Source organism: Pelagimonas phthalicica, assembly GCF_004364805.1.
Lineage (GTDB): Bacteria > Pseudomonadota > Alphaproteobacteria > Rhodobacterales > Rhodobacteraceae > Pelagimonas > Pelagimonas phthalicica.
Genome location: NZ_SOAP01000001.1, coordinates 552,459 through 570,695, shown reverse-complemented (window position 1 = coordinate 570,695; position 18,237 = coordinate 552,459). Strand labels below are relative to the sequence as shown.

The following is an 18,237-nucleotide window of genomic DNA, read 5'->3' as shown; positions in this document are numbered from 1 at the left end:
TTGCCTATTTTTGTGGCGCTAAACTGATACTTTTTTGAGCAGATCCTCGCGATTTGTGGTCTGGGCGCTGGCGTCATGGATCACCTTGCCGCGTTCCAGGGCGACAAAGTGATCGCCAAGATCGTAAGCGAAATCAAAGAACTGCTCGACCAGAAGGATCGCCATGTCGCCGCGGTCGCGCAGGTATTTGATGACTTCGCCGATTTGCTTGATGATATTGGGCTGGATGCCTTCGGTGGGTTCATCCAGCAGCAAAAGCTTGGGCTTGGCCACCAGCGCGCGGGCGATGGCGAGCTGTTGTTGCTGGCCGCCCGACAGATCGCCGCCGCGCCGGTTGAGGAAGTCTTTGAGGATCGGGAAAAGCTCGAAAATCTCGTCGGGAACAAAATGTTCTGATTTCGGCAGGCAGGCAAAGCCGGTCTCGAGGTTTTCGCGCACGGTCATCAATGGGAACACGTCGCGCCCCTGCGGGACATAGCCAACCCCCAGCTGCGCCAGGGCGTGGGCCGGAGTGGATTTTGTGACGCGTTGGCCGTTCAAAGACATCTCACCGCCCGAGCGTTTATGCGTGCCTGAAATCGCCTTCAAGAGAGAGGTTTTGCCGACACCATTGGTGCCCATGAGACAAGTGATGCGGCCCATCTCCGCCTGCATAGAGACATCATACAGGATCTGGCTATGGCCATAATGCAGGGTCAGGTCTTTGATATCCAACATGATTTAGCGCCCCAGATAGACGTCGATGACGTCGGGATTGTTCGTGACATGGTCCAAGCTGCCTTCGGCCAGGACCGAGCCCTCGTTCAGAACGGTGACCTTGCAGTTCAGGCGGCGGACAAATTCCATGTCATGTTCGACCACGACCACCGCGTGTTTTTGCGCTGCTGCGACAAGGATGTCGGTGGTTTTTTCACGTTCCGCCGGGGTCATGCCCGCTGCGGGTTCATCGACCAGCAATAGCCGCGGGTCTTGCGCCAGCAACATGCCGATTTCCAGCCATTGTTTCTGACCATGGCTGAGTTCACCGGCCATGCGAGGCAATTGATCTGAAAGGCCGACTTGTTCCGCAAGGGCTTCGATCCGGTCCGCCCCGGCGGGTGTTTTGCGGTGCAAGAGCACGTCAAAAGGTGAGCGCGGGTTTTTCAGTGCCAGGGCAAAGTTTTCCCGCACGGTTTGGGCCTCAAAAACCGTGGGTTTCTGGAACTTGCGGCCCACCCCGGCTCGGGCGATCTGGCTTTCACTCATGCCGAGCAGGGACATGGATTTTTCGCCAAAGATCACCCGGCCTTCATCGGGGCGGGTTTTGCCGGTGATAATGTCCATAAAGGTGGTCTTGCCCGCGCCATTGGGGCCGATAATGGCGCGCATTTCCGGCTCACCGATCTGAAAGGACAGGTTGTTGATCGCTTTGAACCCGTCAAAGGAGACGGAGACGCCGGACATTTCGAGAAGCGTGCTCATTGTTTCCTCGCGAGTTTGTCAAAGAGGGAGGCAATGCCGCCGGGGAAGAGCAGGGTGACTGCCACAAAGGACAGGCCAAGCAGGACGAGCCACCAATCGGTCCATTTGATCACGTAGAAGCCGAGATTGATGTCGGGCGCGCTGCCGCCGGTGAAATAAGACGAGAGCAGCGAGACAAAGACCGCGCCGATGATCGCGCCGTAAAGCTTGCCACGCCCGCCAATGGCGACCCAGACGGCAAGGTAGATCGAGGCGATGGGGGCGATTTCGGCCGGGTTGATGATGCCCGCCTGCGGGTAATAGAGCGCGCCTGCAATGCCAGAGACCACGGCGGTGAGGGTAAAGACGAAGAGTTTGTAGCTTTCGACCTGATAGCCGAGGAAGCGCACGCGGGCTTCGTCATCACGGATGGCGCGGATCACGCTGCCCATCTTGCCCGCGGTGACCCAGGCGAAGAGCAGGTAGCCAAGCGCCAGAGCAAGTGCAGAGGCCCAGAAGAAGGCGAGCGAGATCACGGCTTGGGAGGTGGCCTCGAAACCGGGGATGTTTTGCAGGCCGGACAGGCCGTTATTGCCGCGCAAGCCGCTGTCGTTCTGAAAGAGATAGAGGGCGAGGGCCAGGGTCATGGCCTGGGTCAGGATCGAAAGGTAAACGCCGGTGACGCGGGAGCGGAAGGCGAGCCAGCCAAAGACCAGCGCCAGCAGGCCGGGGACCAGCAGGACCATCAGAAGTTGCAGCGTTAGGGAATGGGAAAAGGCCCAGATTGCCGGAAATTCCGAGGCCCCGACCACGCCAAAGATCTGCGTGGCGATGGCGTCGGATATTTCGCTATCGGTGGGCGGGATCAGGTTGGCGGAGAGGTTTTGCGCCACGATGGCTTCGGTGCGGGCATACATCAGCCACATGCCGATGGCATAGCCGCCAATGCCGAAAAAGGCGAAATGGCCCAGTGAGAGGATACCGCAATAGCCCCAGACCACATCCATGGCGATGGCGATCAGGCAGAGACACAGGGTCTTGCCCAGGGTTTTGACAAAGGAGGTGGAGATGAGCCCGGTGCCCGCCGCCTCGGAGAGGACCGAGACGATCAGGGTGAAAAGGCCAAGCGATGCCAGCACCCAGAGGGTGGAGGGATGGCGGATCAGGAAGGTTTTTGACAGGGCTTTTGTCATCGGGTGACCCTTTGATTGCGGGCAAGTCCTTGGGGATGGGCGGGGAGGGGGCGCTGCCCCCGCGCCAAAGGCGCTCCCCCGGGATATTTTTGGCCAAGAAGAAACATGGGGTTAGTCTCCTGCGGCGCGGCCCTTGAGGGCGACGATGCCTTTGGGGCGGAACTGGATGAACAGGATGATGAAAAGGATCATATAGGTCTGGGCCGCCAGGGTGTTGGACGGGTTCAGCCATTCGATGCCCTTTTGCAGCGTGCCGATCATCGAAGCCCCGGCCAGGGTGCCCCAGATATTGCCGACGCCGCCGACGACCACGGTCATGAAGCTTTGGACGATATAGTCAGAGCCCATTTCCGAGGTGACTTTGGCATAGAGACCGATGGCGACGCCCGCGATGCCAGCAATGCCGGAGCCGAGGCCAAAGGTGAGCATTTTGATACGGTCAGGGTTGATGCCCATGCTGGCCGCCATGCGTGGGTTTTGCGTCACGGCGCGGGTTTCCAGGCCAAGGCGGGTGCGTTTCAGGATGAAGAGCAGCAGCGCGAGGAAGAGCAGGGCGAGCACGAAGATCGCAATGCGGATATAGGAGATCTGGATCACATCGTTAAAGACCAGCGCGCCATCGAGCCAGCCCGGGGAGGTCAGCGGGCGGGCCTGGGTGCCGAAGATGTTCTTGGCCAGCTGTTGCAGGGCGATGGAGACACCAAAGGTGGCCAGCAGGGTTTCCAGCGGTCGGTTATAGAGCCAACGGATCACCAGCCGCTCCATGGCGACTCCGGCGGCAAAGGTCACGGCAAAGGCCAGCGGCAGGGCCACGATCAGCGACACGGTGTAGTTCGGGATAAAGAGCTGCACCACATAGCCGGTATAGGCCCCCATCATGATGAATTCGCCATGCGCCATGTTGATCACCCCCATGACGCCAAAGGTGATGGCAAGGCCAATGGCGGCGAGGAAGTAAATGGAGGTCAGGGATAGCGCGTCCAGGGCGAGGTCGGCGGTCTGGCTGACGGCGACCTTGGTGTTCACCGCGTCTTGGGCGGCCTTGGCGGCGGCGGTGACGGCGGGGTCGGGATCTTCGTAGACCTCGTAGATGGTCCAGGTGGCGAGGGCTTGGGTTATGTCGGACTCGCTGACGCGGGCCGGGGCTTTGCCGCTGGCCGCCAGCGCGTCATAGGCGGTGTTGCGCGCCGCGATGGTGTTCAGGCTGGCGGCGGAGACACCGGCGACTTTGCCGCCCTCGATATTGGCCTCAAGCGCTTTGCGGATGACATCATTTGTCAGCGGCGCGGGCAGGTCTTGGGTCTCGACCAGCAGGGCATAGGCCTCTTCGCGGGGCAGCGATAGGGTGCCAGCGACATTGGCGTCGGGCTGGGATTGGGTGGAGAGGGTCTTGGTGGTCAGGATTTGCGAGAGCACGGCGCGGGTTTCGACTCTGATGTCGCCCGAGAGGGTGTTGATTGCAGCGATGCGGGTCTCGGGCGTGTCGCCAAAGCGGGCGGTCAGATAGGTGACCAATTGCTCTTTGCGGGCCTTCAGCGCGGCATCGGTTTCGCCGGAAATCGAGGCCTCAAGCGCGCCGAGTTGAGCGGGGTCGAGATTGCGGGCCAGGGCGGTGACGGCCTCTTGGCGGCGGGTGAGATCGGGGGAGGAGAGTTGGAACTGCACCAGCGCTTCGCCAATGGCTTTGCGTACGCCACCATTGGGTTTGATCTGTTTCATCGCCTTGGCGTCGATGGTCGCGGTCTCGCCGCTGTCGATATCGGTCAGGACCAGCCCGCCATCGCCTTTGACCGCATAAAAGAACAGCCCATCCTCTTGTCGCTGATAGACTTCTTTGCCTTGCCATTTCTCAAGGAATTCCTGCGCTTGTGGCAGGCCTGAGCCGACCAAAGCATCCAGAACCGGGCCGACCTTTTTACGTGAAGGTTTGGCGATTTGCGCCTGGTTTTCCTGTAAGAGCGGTTGGAGATCTTGGGCCAGAACCGCAGCCGGAAGGCATAGCAGGGTCAAGACCGTGAGGAGGGCACGGAGCATGAGAATTTACCTGTTCGGGGAAAGTCGGTCTAGAGATGGATGCGCGAGGCGAGCCCCCGCACATCCCTGTCAGGTTAGGTCAAATCAGTAGTTGGATTTGATCTGAACACAGGAGCTGGTTTCGGTGTTGTACATACCGCATTCCAGATCTTTCCAGTCGGATTTCAGAACCGCGGATTCCGGCAGGAAGTCGGTCCAGGCATCGCCCGGCACTTCGGCGGTCTGGCTGATGATGTCGAACTGACCATCCGCCTTGATTTCGCCGATCAGAACCGGCTTGGCCAGGTGGTGGTTTGGCAGCATCACGGCGGTGCCGCCGGTCAGGTTCGGGAATTCCTGACCGTACATGGCGCTGCGCACGGCGTCCACATCGGTGGTGCCAGCGGCGGTGGCTGCGTTCACCCACATGTTGAAGCCGATGTAGTGCGCTTCCATTGGGTCATTGGTTACGCGCTCTTCACCCATTTTGGCTTTCCATGCGTCTACCCAGGCCGCGTTGGCCTCACCTTCGGCGGACTGGAAGTAGTTCCAGGCGGCCAGGTGACCGGTCAGGTTGGCTGTGTCGAGGCCAGAGAGTTCTTCTTCGCCCACGGAGAAGGCAACAACCGGAATGTCGTCAGCCGAAATGCCCGCCGCGGCCAGCTCTTTGTAGAAACCGATATTGGCGTCGCCATTGATGGTGGAAATCACACCAACCTGCTTGCCGTCTTCGCCCAGTTTCACAACGTCAGCAACGATGGTCGCCCAGTCGGAATGACCGAACGGGGTGTAGTTTACAAAGATGTCCTCTTCGGCGATGCCTTTGGACTTCAGGTAGCTTTCCAAGATGTTGTTGGTGGTGCGTGGGTAGACATAGTCGGTGCCCAGCAGTGCGAATTTCTCAACACCCAGCTCGTCCAGAAAGTAATCGGTGGCAGGGATGGCCTGCTGGTTCGGGGCGGCACCGGTGTAGAACACGTTTTTGGAGCTTTCTTCGCCCTCATACTGAACCGGGTAGAACAGCAGGCCGTTCAGCTCTTCGATCACCGGCAGAACCGATTTGCGCGACACGGAGGTCCAGTTGCCAAAGATCACGTCAACCTCGTGGTTGGTCAGCAGCTCGCGCGCCTTTTCAGCAAAGAGCGGCCAGTCGGAGGCCGGGTCAACGACAACCGCTTCGATCTCACAGCCCAGAACACCGCCTTTTTTGTTCTGCTCTTCGATCAGCAGCAGCATGGTGTCTTTGAGGGTGGTTTCGGAAATGGCCATGGTGCCGGAGAGCGAGTGCAAAACGCCAACTTTGACCGGATCGGCGCATTCGGCAAAGGCCGGAGCCGAAAGAGCGGCAAGGGTGGCGGTGCTGGTGAGCAGTTTGGTGAAGCAGTTCATCACTTTCTCCCTGCGGGGAAGAGGCTGGCATTGCACTATGATGTGCAAATGCGTTACGCGGTCCCCGCAACTTTTGTTGCGTCTCGTGTGGCGGCCCGTTGTTGAGGTCCAATTCACGTGGGTCGTCACACACCCGTTTCCGAAATTGCGTTCATCACTGTCCCGGCGGGTGCCTTAGTCATTGGTTGTGCGGGTGCAGCGGTCAATTCTGCGGATGCAGAATGCGCGGGCTTCACCGAAATTGTCTAAAATTTCAGCAGTCACAGGCGCGACTGTTTAAAAATTAGACACGCCAACCCGGCGTTCATTCTCTTTTTGCCAGAATCGTTGCCGCAAACCGGGCTGCGTGCTGAACAAAGAGGCGAAAACGCGTGAAACGGGGACAGGGTCATCAACTTTGCATTGCGAAATACGGCGGGCGAACAGCTTGTGGCACAGCCAAGAGCCATTGGCCGCTTGGATGTGCACAGCAAAGCCCGTGAAAACGGCAGTGCCATCGCACATCTGCGCAGTCAGGGCTGTATGAAGGCCTTGTTCCCGCGCCGCTCTGATTGGGTTGATGCGATTGTGATCAACACAGCCGGTGGTCTGACCGGCGGTGACAAACTGGATATAGACGCGTGTGTGGGCGCGGGGTCGCGGATGAGCCTGACCACGCAGGCGGCGGAGCGCGCCTATAAGGCCAGCGCCGATGTTGCGCGCGTCAGCACCAAGCTCTGCGTTGAGGACAGCGCGCGGATGCATTGGCTGCCCCAAGAGCTGATCCTGTTTGAAGGCGCGGCGCTGAAGCGGCGTTTGCAGATTGCGTTACAGGGCAAGGCCGAGCTGCTGATGGTCGAACCGGTTGTCTTTGGCCGCGTCGCCATGGGCGAAGAACTGACCAATGTGCAGTTTCAGGACCGGATCGAGATCAGGCGCGATGGCGTACCTCTTTATATGGATGCGCTGAACCTGACCGGAGATCTGCGGGCGCAGATGGCCCGGGTTGCAGGCGGGGCGGGGGCAATGGCCTCGGTCGTGTTGGTCGCGCCCAATGCCGAGGCACATCTGAAGCCGCTGCGCAAATTGTTGCCAGAGAGCGGTGGCGCGTCGCTTTTGGCAGAGGATCTGCTGGCCCTGCGCCTCTTGGCCAGCGATAGTTTTGAGCTGCGCCGGGCGCTGCTCCCGATCTTGGATCGCCTCAGTGGCGATCGTTTACCGACATCATGGAGGTTGTGAGATGCAACTGACCCCAAGAGAAAAAGACAAGCTGATGGTGGCCATGGCCGCCGAGGTGGCGCGCAAACGTTTGGCGCGAGGCGTCAAGCTGAACCACCCCGAAGCGATTGCACTGATCACCGATGCGGTGGTCGAGGGCGCGCGCGACGGGCGCTCGGTTTCGGATCTGATGCAGGCCGGGGCCGAGGTGGTGACGCGTGAGGATTGCATGGATGGCATCGCCGAGATGATCCACGAGGTGCAGGTCGAGGCGACCTTTCCGGATGGCACCAAGCTGGTGACCGTCCACGCGCCGATCCGGTGAGCAATTGAGTATTTGGACCAAGAAGAAACAGGGGATTGAGACATGATGAGATCAGCATTTGCATTGGTGGTGATGGCAGGCCCGGCACTGGCGCATGAGGGCGCACATCTGCACCCGCATGATGGTGGCATGTGGTTGGGGGTCGTGGCTGTTCTGGCTGGGCTTGGGGTGATCGCTTACAAGGTGATGCGATGATCCCGGGCGAGCTGTTTCCAGCCGAAGGCGAGCTGGAGCTGAATGCCGGGGCCGAGGTGGTGACGCTGATGGTGGCCAATACCGGGGATCGCCCGGTGCAGGTTGGGTCACATTACCACTTTGCCGAGGCCAATCCGGGCTTGGAGTTTGATCGCGAGGCCGCGCGTGGCAAGCGTTTGGATATTGCTGCCGGGACGGCTGTGCGCTTTGAGCCCGGTCAGCGGCGCGAGGTGAACCTGATCGCGATAGGCGGCGCGCGCCGGATCTTTGGGTTTAATCAGAAGGTCATGGGGGCTTTGGACTGAGCCGGTAGGATCGCGCCCGGCCCGAGGGCGGGCTGAGGCGAAAACAAAGTTAGAATTCATGTAGAACGTTGGGTCTTTTTGCAGCGTTGCTACATCGCGTCCGCCTTGGGGGGCGGGTCGGGCGCGATCCGGATCGCAAGCGATCTGGGGTGGAAGTATCCCCCGACGTGGAGGCAAACCATGCCAGCAAAAATCAAACGTTCCGACTATGCCGCCATGTTCGGCCCCACCACCGGTGACAAGCTGCGGCTGGCGGACACCGATCTGATCATTGAGGTCGAACGCGACCTGACCGCTGAAACTGTCGGCGCGGCGTTGTCTGGCGGGGCCGGGCCAAACGCCGCGATATATGGCGAAGAGGTCAAATTCGGTGGCGGCAAAGTGATCCGTGATGGGATGGGGCAGGCTCAGACCACGCGGGCTGAAGGCGCGGTTGATACGGTGATCACCAATGCGTTGATCGTGGACCACACCGGGATCTACAAGGCCGATGTGGGTTTGCGCGATGGGCGCATTCACAAGATCGGCAAGGCGGGCAACCCCGATACCCAGCCCGGCGTCGATATTATTGTCGGCCCAGGAACCGAAGCCATTGCCGGTGAGGGGCGCATCCTGACGGCGGGCGGGTTTGACAGCCATATCCATTATATCTGCCCGCAACAGATCGAGGATGCCTTGCATTCCGGGCTGACCACCATGCTGGGCGGTGGCACCGGCCCGGCCCATGGCACGCTGGCCACCACCTGTACGCCTGGCCCTTGGCACATTGGTCGGATGATGCAGGCTGCGGATGCGTTTCCGATGAACCTGGCCTTTGCGGGCAAAGGCAATGCCTCGCTTCCGGCTGCGCTTGAGGAGCAGGTGCGCGCCGGGGCCTGCGCGCTGAAACTGCATGAGGATTGGGGCACCACGCCAGGGGCAATTGATTGCTGTCTGAGCGTGGCGGATGCGATGGATGTGCAGGTGATGATCCACACCGACACGCTGAATGAATCCGGGTTTGTTGAAAACACCGTCGCGGCGATGAAAGGGCGCACCATCCATGCCTTCCACACCGAAGGGGCAGGGGGCGGCCATGCGCCCGACATCATCAAGATCTGTGGCGAAGAGCATGTACTGCCCAGTTCAACCAACCCGACGCGGCCCTTTACGGTCAACACGGTCGAAGAGCATCTCGATATGCTCATGGTCTGTCATCACCTTGATAAGGCGATCCCCGAGGATGTGGCCTTTGCCGAAAGCCGCATCCGGCGCGAAACCATTGCCGCCGAAGACATCCTGCATGACATGGGCGCGTTTTCCATCATCGCCTCGGACAGTCAGGCCATGGGCCGGGTTGGCGAGGTGCTGATCCGCACCTGGCAAACCGCTGACAAGATGAAGAAACAACGTGGACGACTGGCCGAAGAAACCGGCGATAACGACAATTTCCGCGTGCGCCGCTATATCGCGAAATACACCATCAACCCGGCCATTGCCCATGGGCTCAGCCATCAGATTGGCAGTATCGAAGAGGGCAAGCGCGCTGATCTGGTGTTGTGGAATCCGGCCTTTTTCGGGGTGAAGCCTGAAATGGTTCTGTTGGGCGGCACGATTGCTTGTGCGCAGATGGGCGACCCCAATGCGTCGATCCCGACGCCGCAGCCGGTCTATAGCCGTCCGATGTTCGGGGCCTTTGGCCGTTCGGTCGAAAACTCGGCCGTTGTCTTTGTCTCAGAAGCGGCGCAGGCCGAGGGGATTGGCGATAGCCTTGGATTGGCCAAGCAAACGGTTGCGGTGCAAAACACCCGCAAGATTGGCAAATCTGACCTCAAGCTCAACAGCGCAACCCCGGAGATGGAGGTGCATCCCGAAACCTACGAGGTGCGCGCCGATGGCGAGTTGCTGACATGCGAACCGGCCACGGAACTGCCCATGGCGCAACGCTATTTCATGTTCTAACCTGCATTGGAATTTGGTTTTGAGAGGGATTGGAACATGAAAACCGTATTGCTTGGCAGTTGCTTAGGTCTCCTGAGCGCTGGGGCCGTTTGGGCCGATTGCCCGGTGGCGGCGGATCTGGACAAGGGCATCCGCTTTACCGTCAACGCGCAGGAAAGCGAGACCATTCGCAATTATGGCGACGGGGTGCTTTTGTCGCTTTATGAGGTCGAAGGCGCGACCGGCAGTCATGTGTTGCTGGGCCAAGGCATCTATCTGCTGCAATTGATGGATATCGAAGATGGCAAACCCCTGGCCAGCACGCGCAGCACCTATGCCTATGCCATGCGGCCCTCGGAAATGCCGGTGCCCACGCCCAATGGCGGCTGGAACGCGCAATACATGTCTGAGGGGTTTGAGGCGCAAAGCGTAGAATATGTCTTTGGCGCTTTGACCAAACAGAGCTTTGGGGAGTGCAGCTATGACATGATCCCGGTTGATGCGGTGTATCAACCCGCCGGTGATCATGAAATCCTGCATTACTTCCCGGAGCTTGGGCTGTCTTATCTGGCGGGGTATTACGACAATGGCAAGCTGGAGAGATACAGCTATGTCGGAATTTCCGCAGTGGAATAAAGAGGTTGGCCAGGGGTGGACTCTTGGCTAATCAAGATCGGAAGGTAGTGGAAAATGGCTGAGGCATTGCCGGTAGCGCAGGTGCTGTTGCGCAAAGGGGACTGGGGCGAAGCGACCGAGTTCGTAACACTCGACTATGATGCGCGGTTTCTGCGCCGTAAGAAACTGGTCTGCGACAGCGGGCTGGGCTTTGTGGTGGATTTGGCCAAAACCACCTCGCTTGAGGCCGGGGATGCGTTGCAACTGGCCGATGGTCGGTTGATCGAGGTGCGGGCCGCGGCAGAGGATGTGCTGGTCGTGACCGGCTATCTGGCGCGGTTGGCCTGGCATATCGGCAATCGCCACACCCCCTGTCAGGTCGAGGACACACGGTTGGTGATCCAGCGTGACCCGGTGATCCGGCATATGCTGGAGCATCTTGATGCGCAGATTTGCGAGGCGGTGGAACCCTTTACGCCCGAGGGCGGGGCCTATGGGCATGGGCGCACCCATAGCCACGAACATGGGGCCTCTGCTCATGATCATGGGCATGACCATGGACGCAGCCACGATCACAGCGGCGAAAAGGCCCATAGCCATGCCCATTGATGGCAATCTCCTGATCCTGTCGCAATGGCTGTCTCCGGCCTTTCCGATTGGGGCCTTCACCTATTCCCACGGGCTTGAGGCCGCGATTGAAGCGGGGTGGGTGCATGATGCGGTCAGCCTGCAGAACTGGCTTGAGGATGTGTTGGAGCAAGGGACCGGGCGGGCGGATGCGATCTGGATCCGTGCGGCGATGCAGGATGGTGCGGATTTGGATGACCTGAACGCCTTGGCGCGCGCCTATGCCCCGGCAGCAGAACGATTGCGCGAGGCGGAAAAGCAAGGCGCGGCCTTTGTCAAAACCGTGAATGCGGTCTGGTTCACCAATTTTCCGGCGGTGCAATTGCCTCTGGCGGTTGGCGCAGCGGCGGCGCGCCAACGCATGGATGGCGACGCGGTTGTCTCGCTCTATCTCAATGCTTTTGTTGGCAATCTGGTCTCGGCGGCGCAGCGGCTTATGCGTTTGGGTCAGACCGAGGCGCAGCAGGTGGTCACCGCGCTGACCCCGCTTTGCCTGCGCCTGACATTGGTGTCGCGCAGTGAAGGAGTCGAGGACCTGTGGTCAAACGCCTTTCTGTCAGACATCGCGGCGATGAAACACGAAACACAACAACCGAGACTGTTCCAATCATGACGACGTTCCATGGCCCTTTGAGAATTGGTATTGGCGGCCCGGTGGGCGCTGGCAAGACCACGCTGACCGCCCGTTTGGCCGAAGCCCTGAAAGAGGACTTTTCGATTGGGGTGATCACCAACGATATTTACACGCAAGAGGATGCCGAGGCGCTGATGCGCATGCAGATCCTGCCAGCGGATCGGGTGATTGGGGTGGAAACCGGCGGCTGCCCGCATACGGCGATCCGCGAGGATGCCTCGATCAATCTGGCGGCGGTGGCGCAGATGCAGGAACGTCACCCCGAGGTGCAGATTGTGCTGATTGAAAGCGGGGGCGATAATCTGAGCGCGACCTTCAGCCCGGAGCTGGCGGATCTGACGCTTTATGTGATTGATGTGGCCGCAGGTGAGGAAATCCCGCGCAAAGGCGGCCCGGCGATCACCAAATCTGATCTGTTGATCATCAACAAAACCGATCTCGCCCCACATGTCGGGGCGTCGCTCGAGGTGATGGAACGCGACGCCACCCGCATGCGCGCAGGCCGCCCCTTTGTTTTTACAGCCCTAAGGCATGGAAACGGGGTGAGCGACGTTGTCGCGCAGATCAAGGATGTTGCGGGGCTTTAACCGCGAAATGTGATACCCTTCTGACAGGTCATTTCAGGAGGGTATGATGCAATTGGGTGCATTTTCGGTGTCGCTGGCGGTCAAGGATCTGGCGGCGTCCAAGACGTTTTATGAGAGCTTGGGGTTCCGGTCCTTTGGCGGGACGGAGGAGCACAATTACCTGATCATGAAGAATGGAGAGACCCTGATCGGGCTCTTTCAAGGTATGTTTGAGGGGCAGATGCTGACCTTTAACCCCGGTTGGGATCAATCAGCGGGCGAGGTGAACCCGTTTGATGATGTGCGAGAGATCAAGGCGCGGCTGCAAGAGGCTGGCGTTGAAATCAGTCAGGAGCAGGGCGGAGAAAGCGGACCGGCGAGTTTCGTTATCGCCGATCCAGATGGCAATGTGATCCTGGTGGATCAGCACAGATAGACTATTCAGCCGCCTCAAGCTGTTGCGTTTGCGCCAGAAGCGCTGCGATTTCCGGGCGGCAAGAGCCGCAATTTGTGCCTGCCTGCAGCGCAGCGCCAATGGCTTCGACGCTCATCAACCCTTGGGTTTCGATGGCGGTCAGGATGGTGTTCACCCCGACATTGAAACAGGAACAGAGCGTCGGGCCGGGGTCTGGCATGTGGGCGGGCGCGCGCCCGGTGAGCGCGTCAGGTGCAGCCTGACCGGGCAGGGTGGCCGCATAGTCGCGCATCAGGGCGACCGGATCGGGGGCCACAAAGAGCGCGGCCTGAAGGATGCCATCCTTGTGAAAGGCAAGGCGGGCAACGCCGCGTTTCTTGTCCTGCAGGATCTGCAAATCAGCCTCTGGCAGGCCAAACATGGCGCGCGCGGTGGCCTCCCAATCCTCGGGCACCGTGGCACCGGCGAGTTCGACGCGGAAACCTGCCTCGGTCTTGGCCTTCGCCCAGTATTCCGCTTGCGGGGTGATGTCGTTTAAGGTGATGGCAAAGCCGAACCATGCCGCCTGGAACCGTGTTGCAGACACAACCGACGCCTTGCTTTCCGGTTGGCCGGAGACCGGATCCACCTCACCGGCGACGGTGTCACAAATCCGCGCGGCCGGGGCGGTTTCGCCGGTCCAGTGGATCGGCGCGAACAGCGCACCGGTTTGCACCGCATCAGTGATGCGGGCGCGCATGACGGCGCTGCCTTGCGGGCTTTTGAGTTGCACGAGATCATTCGCTTTGATCTCAAGCTGGCGGGCATCGGTCGGGTTGATCTCGACAAAGGGTTCGGCGAGATGGGCCGACAGGCGCGGCGAACGGGCGGTGCGGGTCATGGTGTGCCACTGATCGCGCACCCGCCCGGTATTAAGCCGGAACGGGTAGCGCGGGCCGGTCCGCGCCACCGGTGGGCGATGGGTCACGGCCAGCATCTTGGCCTTGCCATCCGCGTGGAAGAATTGTCCATCCGCAAAGAAGCGACCACCTTGTTTGTGATCGGCAATTGGCCAGCGGGTGGGCGATAGGTCGTCATATGCCTCATCGCTAAGCGTCGCGAGGCCGGAAATGTCGAAATCCTTGCCCAGATCTCCCGAAATGGCCGAGAGCGCGGCGTATTCGCGAAATACATCGGCCTCGGAGGCATAGGTGAACGCCTCTTCCCAGCCCATACGGCGGCCCACCTCGGCCAGTTGCGCCCAATCGGGGCGGGTAAAGCCGGGTTCGGGCAGAACGGCCCGCTGGCGCGAGATGGTGCGATCGGTATTGGTGACGGTGCCGCTTTTCTCGGCCCAGGCCGAGGCGGGAAGCAGCACATCTGCCAGGCGCGCGGTGTCGGTCTGTCCGGTCACGTCCGAGACCACGACAAAGTCGCAGCCTGCAATCGCGTCGCGCACGGCTGAGGCGTCGGGCATGGAGACGGCGGGGTTGGTGTGAATAATCCACAATGCCTTGATCCGGCCATCACCCACGGCGCGGAACATGTCGACGGCTTTCAACCCCGCCGCCTGAGGCATGCAGGGGGACTGCCAGAACCCCTGCACCGCATCCCGGTGCTGCGCGTTTTCAATATCGAGGTGGCAGGCCAGCATATTGGCGAGCCCGCCAACTTCGCGCCCGCCCATGGCGTTGGGCTGCCCGGTGACCGATAGAGGCCCACAGCCCGGTTTGCCGATCCGACCGGTGGCCAGATGGCAGTTGAGGATGGCATTGACCTTATCCGCGCCGGCGCTGGATTGGTTCACACCCTGGCTAAAGATTGTGACGGTCTTTTCGGTGCGCAGGAACAGGTTGCAGAATTGCCGGACCAGATCGGGATCAAGCTTGGTCACCGACAGATCGCTGTTGAACGCAGCGGCGAGCGCCGCGTCAAACCCGTTCACATGGGCAAGGAATTCGGCGTCGACTGCCCCTTGCTCATAGATCTGCGCCAGCAGATGGTTGAACAGGGCCACGTCACTGCCCGCCTCAAGTGGCAGGTGCAGATCGGCCCCATCGCAGGTGGCGGTGCGGCGCGGGTCGATGACCACGATCTTGGTTCCACGTTCGGCCTTGGCGGCGATCAGGCGTTGATAGAGCACCGGATGGCACCAGGCGAGGTTGGAACCCACCAGCACCACCAGATCGGCGCTTTCAATGTCTTCGTAGGTTTGCGGCACCGTGTCGGTGCCAAAGGCACGTTTATGTCCGGCCACGGTTGAGGCCATGCAAAGCCTTGAATTCGTGTCGACATTTGCCGTGCCCATATAGCCTTTGATCAGTTTGTTGGCGAGGTAGTAATCCTCGGTTAGCAACTGACCAGAAAGGTAAAACGCGACACTATCAGGGCCATGATCGCGGATGCTGGCGGCGAATTTATCCGCCACCAGCTGCAATGCGGTGTCCCAATCGCTCTCTTGCCCATGGACTTGCGGGGCAAGCAATCGCCCGCCCAGGCCCACTGTTTCGCCCAAGGCCGAGCCCTTGGAGCAGAGCCGACCATAATTGGCCGGGTGATCCGGGTCGCCTTTGACCTCGAGCCCGTTTTCAGTCGGGGTCAGCAAAACCCCGCAGCCGGTGCCGCAATAGGGGCAGGTCGAGCGAATGGGTTGGGTCATGCTGCCTGCCTTTGATAGATGCTGGACGTGTCCAAGAGGATGCGGCCGCCTTCGACCTTGACCGGGAAAGTGTCGACCCGCCCCTCATCCGCGCCCTGGGCTTCGCCGGTTTCCAGCGAAATCACCCAGTTATAGAGCGGATCGGTGACCAGCGTGCCGTGCACGATGCCCTCGGAAAGAGGGCCTTGGCGATAAGGGCAGGCATTGACCAGGGCAAAGACCTGATCGTCGATGGTGCGAAACACCGCCAGATCCTGTCCGGGGGCCTTGATGATGCGCGCACCGCGACGGCGCACCGCGTCCAGCGGTCCAATATCGGTCCAAGTGCTCATTCTGCGGCCTCCAAGACAAGGTTTGCGATGGGTTCGTATTGGTCTGCCTTGTCGGCAGCCTCTTCGGCCCATGGATCCTTTTGGTAGATCTTCTGCGATATTTTGAAGCGTTCGATCAGGGCGTTGCGCTCTTCGACATTGTCGACGATCTGCTCTTTGACCCAATCCAAGCCAACCTTGGCGACCCATTTATAGGGGCGATCCAGGTATTTGGCGTTCTCACGATAGATCTGCATAAAGGCGGTGGCGAGATCCATGACCTCTTGCTCGGTTGCTACATCGGCGAGACGTTCGGTTTCCTTCACATCCATGCCAGCCGCACCAGCCACCCCGATCTGATACCCGGAATCGACGCAGACGACGCCGATATCCTTACAGGTGGCTTCGGCACAGTTGCGTGGGCAACCGGACACGGCCAGCTTGACCTTATGCGGTGTCCACGACCCCCACAGCGCCTTTTCCAGCTTGATGCCAAGCCCGGTGCTGTCCTGGGTGCCAAAGCGGCAATGATCCTTGCCGACGCAGGTTTTCACGGTGCGCAGGCCTTTGGCATAGGCGTGGCCCGAGACCATGCCCGCATCGTTGAGATCCTTCCAGATCGCTGGCAGGTCTTCGCCTTTGACGCCAAGCAGGTCGATCCGCTGACCGCCGGTCACATGCACGGTTGGCACGTTGTATTTGTCTGCTGCGTCCGCAATGGCGCGCAGCTCGTCCGGGGTGGTCATGCCGCCAAACATGCGTGGGACAACGGAATAGGTGCCGTCCTTTTGGATGTTGGCGTGCTTGCGTTCATTGATGAAACGGCTTTGCGGATCGTCGATATAGTCCTCGGGCCAATCGGCCAGCAGGTAATAGTTCAGAGCCGGGCGGCAGACATGGCATCCGCAAGAGGTTTTCCAGCCCAGTTCCTGCATCACCGCAGGCATGCTTTTCAGCTCTTTGGATTTGATCAGCAGGCGCACATCTTCATGGGTCAGATCGGTGCAGCCGCACATAGGTTCGGCGGTGGGCATGACAAAATCATCGCCCAAAGTGACCGCCAGAACCTGTTCGACCAGGCCTGAACAGGTCCCGCATGACGCACTGGCTTTGGTAGTGGCTTTGATCGCCCCCAAATCCGTCGCACCTGCGTTGATCGCCTTTACAATATCCCCTTTGCAAACGCCGTTGCAGCCGCAGATTTCCGCATCATCCGGCAAGGCTGCAACGGCTGAGAGAGGGTCCTCGGCGGTACCTCCCTGGTAGGCTGGGCCAAAGATCAGCGTATCGCGCATCTCGGACACATCGGTGCCGTCCTTGATCATGCCGTAGAACCAGTTGCCATCGGCCGTGTCACCATACATGACCGCACCGATTATTTTGTCCTCTTTCAGCACAAGGCGTTTGTAAACGCCGCGCGCCGGGTCGCGGAAAACGATGTCTTCGCGATCATCGCCATCGGCGAAATCACCCGCGCTGAACAGATCACAGCCGGTGACCTTGAGCTTGGTGGATACTTCGCGATTGACGAATTCTGCCTCTTCGCCTTGCAGGACCTTGGCGAGAACTTTGGCCTGATCAAAGAGCGGTGCAACGAGGCCAAAGATATCGCCGTTATGTTCGACGCATTCGCCCACGGCGTAGATGTTTTCGACCGAGGTGCGCATCTGGTCATCCACATGGATGCCACGACCCACGGCCAGACCGTTTTCCTGCGCCAAAGCGATCGAGGGGCGGATGCCCACGGCCATGCAGAGCAGATCACAGGGCAGTTCGGTGCCATCGTCCAGTTGCAGAGCTTTGACCTTGCCGTTTTCGCCCAGGATCTGCTTGGAATTGGCCGAGCATTTGACAGTGATGCCCTTGTCGACCAGCGCCTTGCGCAGCAGGTAACCGGCGGGTTCGTCCAGCTGGCGCTCCATCAGGTGGCCCATCAAGTGCACGACGGTGACGTCGACGCCACGCGCGGCCATGCCCGCCGCCGCTTCGAGGCCAAGGAGACCACCGCCAATCACGACCGCTTTTTGACCCTCGGTCAGGGCCATCATGGCTTCGGTGTCCTCAAGGTCGCGATAGGCGACCACACCGTCAAGATCATGGCCCGGCATCGGGATGATGAACGGGTTGGAGCCGGTTGCAAAGACCAGCTTGTCATAGGCGGTTTCGCTGCCGTCATCGCCGCGCACAATCTGCGCTGCGCTGTCGATCTCGGTCACTTTGACGCCGAATTTGGTGGCCACACCCTTGTCGGCATACCAAGCGTCGTCATGGGTGACGATTTCGTCAAATGTCTTTTCCCCGGAGAGAACTGGGGACAACATGATGCGGTTATAGGTGCCACGCGGTTCGGCGTTGAACAGGGTGATGTCCCAATCGCCTCCCGCGTCGGTAAGGTGGTCCAGAACACGGCCAGCGGCCATGCCTGCACCAATGATGACGAGTTTTTGTGTCATG

18 protein-coding genes are annotated in these 18,237 nt (G+C 60.0%); 10 read left to right on the top strand and 8 right to left on the bottom strand.

Annotation, left to right across the window (positions count from 1 at the left end):
• Positions 1-18: 18 nt before the first annotated feature.
• From urtE to urtA, 5 genes are all read right to left on the bottom strand, one after another.
• A complete protein-coding gene (gene urtE / locus CLV87_RS02830; protein ID WP_099243540.1) occupies positions 19-717 on the bottom strand; it encodes an urea ABC transporter ATP-binding subunit UrtE in 699 nt (232 codons plus the stop codon).
• Positions 718-720: 3 nt separating this feature from the next.
• Positions 721-1,461: an urea ABC transporter ATP-binding protein UrtD gene (gene urtD, locus CLV87_RS02825; RefSeq protein WP_099243541.1), complete on the bottom strand. Its 741-nt coding sequence runs from the start codon at positions 1,459-1,461 to the stop codon at positions 721-723.
• Positions 1,458-2,633 carry an urea ABC transporter permease subunit UrtC gene (urtC, locus tag CLV87_RS02820; protein ID WP_099243542.1) on the bottom strand — a complete coding sequence of 392 codons (1,176 nt, stop codon included), beginning with the start codon at positions 2,631-2,633 and terminating at the stop codon, positions 1,458-1,460. Before urtC ends, urtD begins: the two co-directional genes overlap by 4 nt.
• 111 nt (positions 2,634-2,744) lie before the next feature.
• The gene (gene urtB / locus CLV87_RS02815; protein ID WP_099243543.1) at positions 2,745-4,667 is read right to left on the bottom strand and encodes an urea ABC transporter permease subunit UrtB; all 1,923 of its coding nucleotides are present in this window, start codon (positions 4,665-4,667) and stop codon (positions 2,745-2,747) included.
• Positions 4,668-4,751: 84 nt separating this feature from the next.
• On the bottom strand, positions 4,752-6,035 hold the full coding sequence (gene urtA / locus CLV87_RS02810; RefSeq protein WP_099243544.1) for an urea ABC transporter substrate-binding protein: 1,284 nt from the start codon (positions 6,033-6,035) through the stop codon (positions 4,752-4,754).
• A 429-nt stretch (positions 6,036-6,464) separates the two neighbouring features.
• Between urtA and CLV87_RS02805 the strand changes: the two genes are divergently transcribed.
• The 10 genes from CLV87_RS02805 to CLV87_RS02765 all read left to right on the top strand — a co-directional run bounded on the left by CLV87_RS02805 (position 6,465) and on the right by CLV87_RS02765 (position 12,855).
• A complete protein-coding gene (locus CLV87_RS02805) occupies positions 6,465-7,253 on the top strand; it encodes an urease accessory protein UreD (protein ID WP_235871815.1) in 789 nt (262 codons plus the stop codon).
• 1 nt (position 7,254) lies between these two features.
• Positions 7,255-7,557, top strand: a complete 303-nt coding sequence (locus tag CLV87_RS02800; protein ID WP_099243545.1) for an urease subunit gamma — start codon at positions 7,255-7,257, stop codon at positions 7,555-7,557.
• A gap of 42 nt (positions 7,558-7,599) precedes the next feature.
• A complete protein-coding gene (locus tag CLV87_RS23765; protein WP_166652630.1) occupies positions 7,600-7,752 on the top strand; it encodes a hypothetical protein in 153 nt (50 codons plus the stop codon).
• Positions 7,749-8,057 (top strand): urease subunit beta, encoded by a 309-nt coding sequence (locus CLV87_RS02795; RefSeq protein WP_099243546.1) that lies wholly within the window; start codon positions 7,749-7,751, stop codon positions 8,055-8,057. The genes CLV87_RS23765 and CLV87_RS02795 overlap by 4 nt, the downstream gene beginning before the upstream one ends.
• 180 nt (positions 8,058-8,237) lie before the next feature.
• Positions 8,238-9,998 (top strand): urease subunit alpha, encoded by a 1,761-nt coding sequence (ureC, locus tag CLV87_RS02790; RefSeq protein ID WP_099243548.1) that lies wholly within the window; start codon positions 8,238-8,240, stop codon positions 9,996-9,998.
• Positions 9,999-10,034: 36 nt separating this feature from the next.
• Positions 10,035-10,613 carry a hypothetical protein gene (locus CLV87_RS02785; RefSeq protein ID WP_099243550.1) on the top strand — a complete coding sequence of 193 codons (579 nt, stop codon included), beginning with the start codon at positions 10,035-10,037 and terminating at the stop codon, positions 10,611-10,613.
• A gap of 54 nt (positions 10,614-10,667) precedes the next feature.
• Positions 10,668-11,201 (top strand): urease accessory protein UreE, encoded by a 534-nt coding sequence (gene ureE, locus CLV87_RS02780; protein WP_099243552.1) that lies wholly within the window; start codon positions 10,668-10,670, stop codon positions 11,199-11,201.
• Positions 11,143-11,832 carry an urease accessory protein UreF gene (locus CLV87_RS02775; RefSeq protein ID WP_235871814.1) on the top strand — a complete coding sequence of 230 codons (690 nt, stop codon included), beginning with the start codon at positions 11,143-11,145 and terminating at the stop codon, positions 11,830-11,832. Before ureE ends, CLV87_RS02775 begins: the two co-directional genes overlap by 59 nt.
• The gene (gene ureG, locus CLV87_RS02770; protein ID WP_099243556.1) at positions 11,829-12,440 is read left to right on the top strand and encodes an urease accessory protein UreG; all 612 of its coding nucleotides are present in this window, start codon (positions 11,829-11,831) and stop codon (positions 12,438-12,440) included. Before CLV87_RS02775 ends, ureG begins: the two co-directional genes overlap by 4 nt.
• A 46-nt stretch (positions 12,441-12,486) precedes the next feature.
• Complete coding sequence (locus CLV87_RS02765; protein WP_099244845.1) at positions 12,487-12,855, top strand: VOC family protein; 369 nt, start codon at positions 12,487-12,489, stop codon at positions 12,853-12,855.
• A 1-nt stretch (position 12,856) separates the two neighbouring features.
• Here CLV87_RS02765 and CLV87_RS02760 read toward each other — a convergent pair whose 3' ends face one another.
• Genes CLV87_RS02760 through nirB form a run of 3 tightly spaced genes read right to left on the bottom strand, consistent with a single transcriptional unit; the run spans position 12,857 to position 18,236 of the window.
• Entirely contained in the window at positions 12,857-15,472 is a 2,616-nt protein-coding gene (locus tag CLV87_RS02760; protein WP_099243557.1) for a nitrate reductase, read from the bottom strand.
• Positions 15,469-15,804, bottom strand: coding sequence for a nitrite reductase small subunit NirD (gene nirD, locus CLV87_RS02755; protein WP_099243559.1), 336 nt, complete (start codon positions 15,802-15,804; stop codon positions 15,469-15,471). Before nirD ends, CLV87_RS02760 begins: the two co-directional genes overlap by 4 nt.
• Positions 15,801-18,236, bottom strand: coding sequence for a nitrite reductase large subunit NirB (gene nirB, locus CLV87_RS02750; protein WP_099243561.1), 2,436 nt, complete (start codon positions 18,234-18,236; stop codon positions 15,801-15,803). Before nirB ends, nirD begins: the two co-directional genes overlap by 4 nt.
• Position 18,237 lies beyond the last annotated feature (1 nt).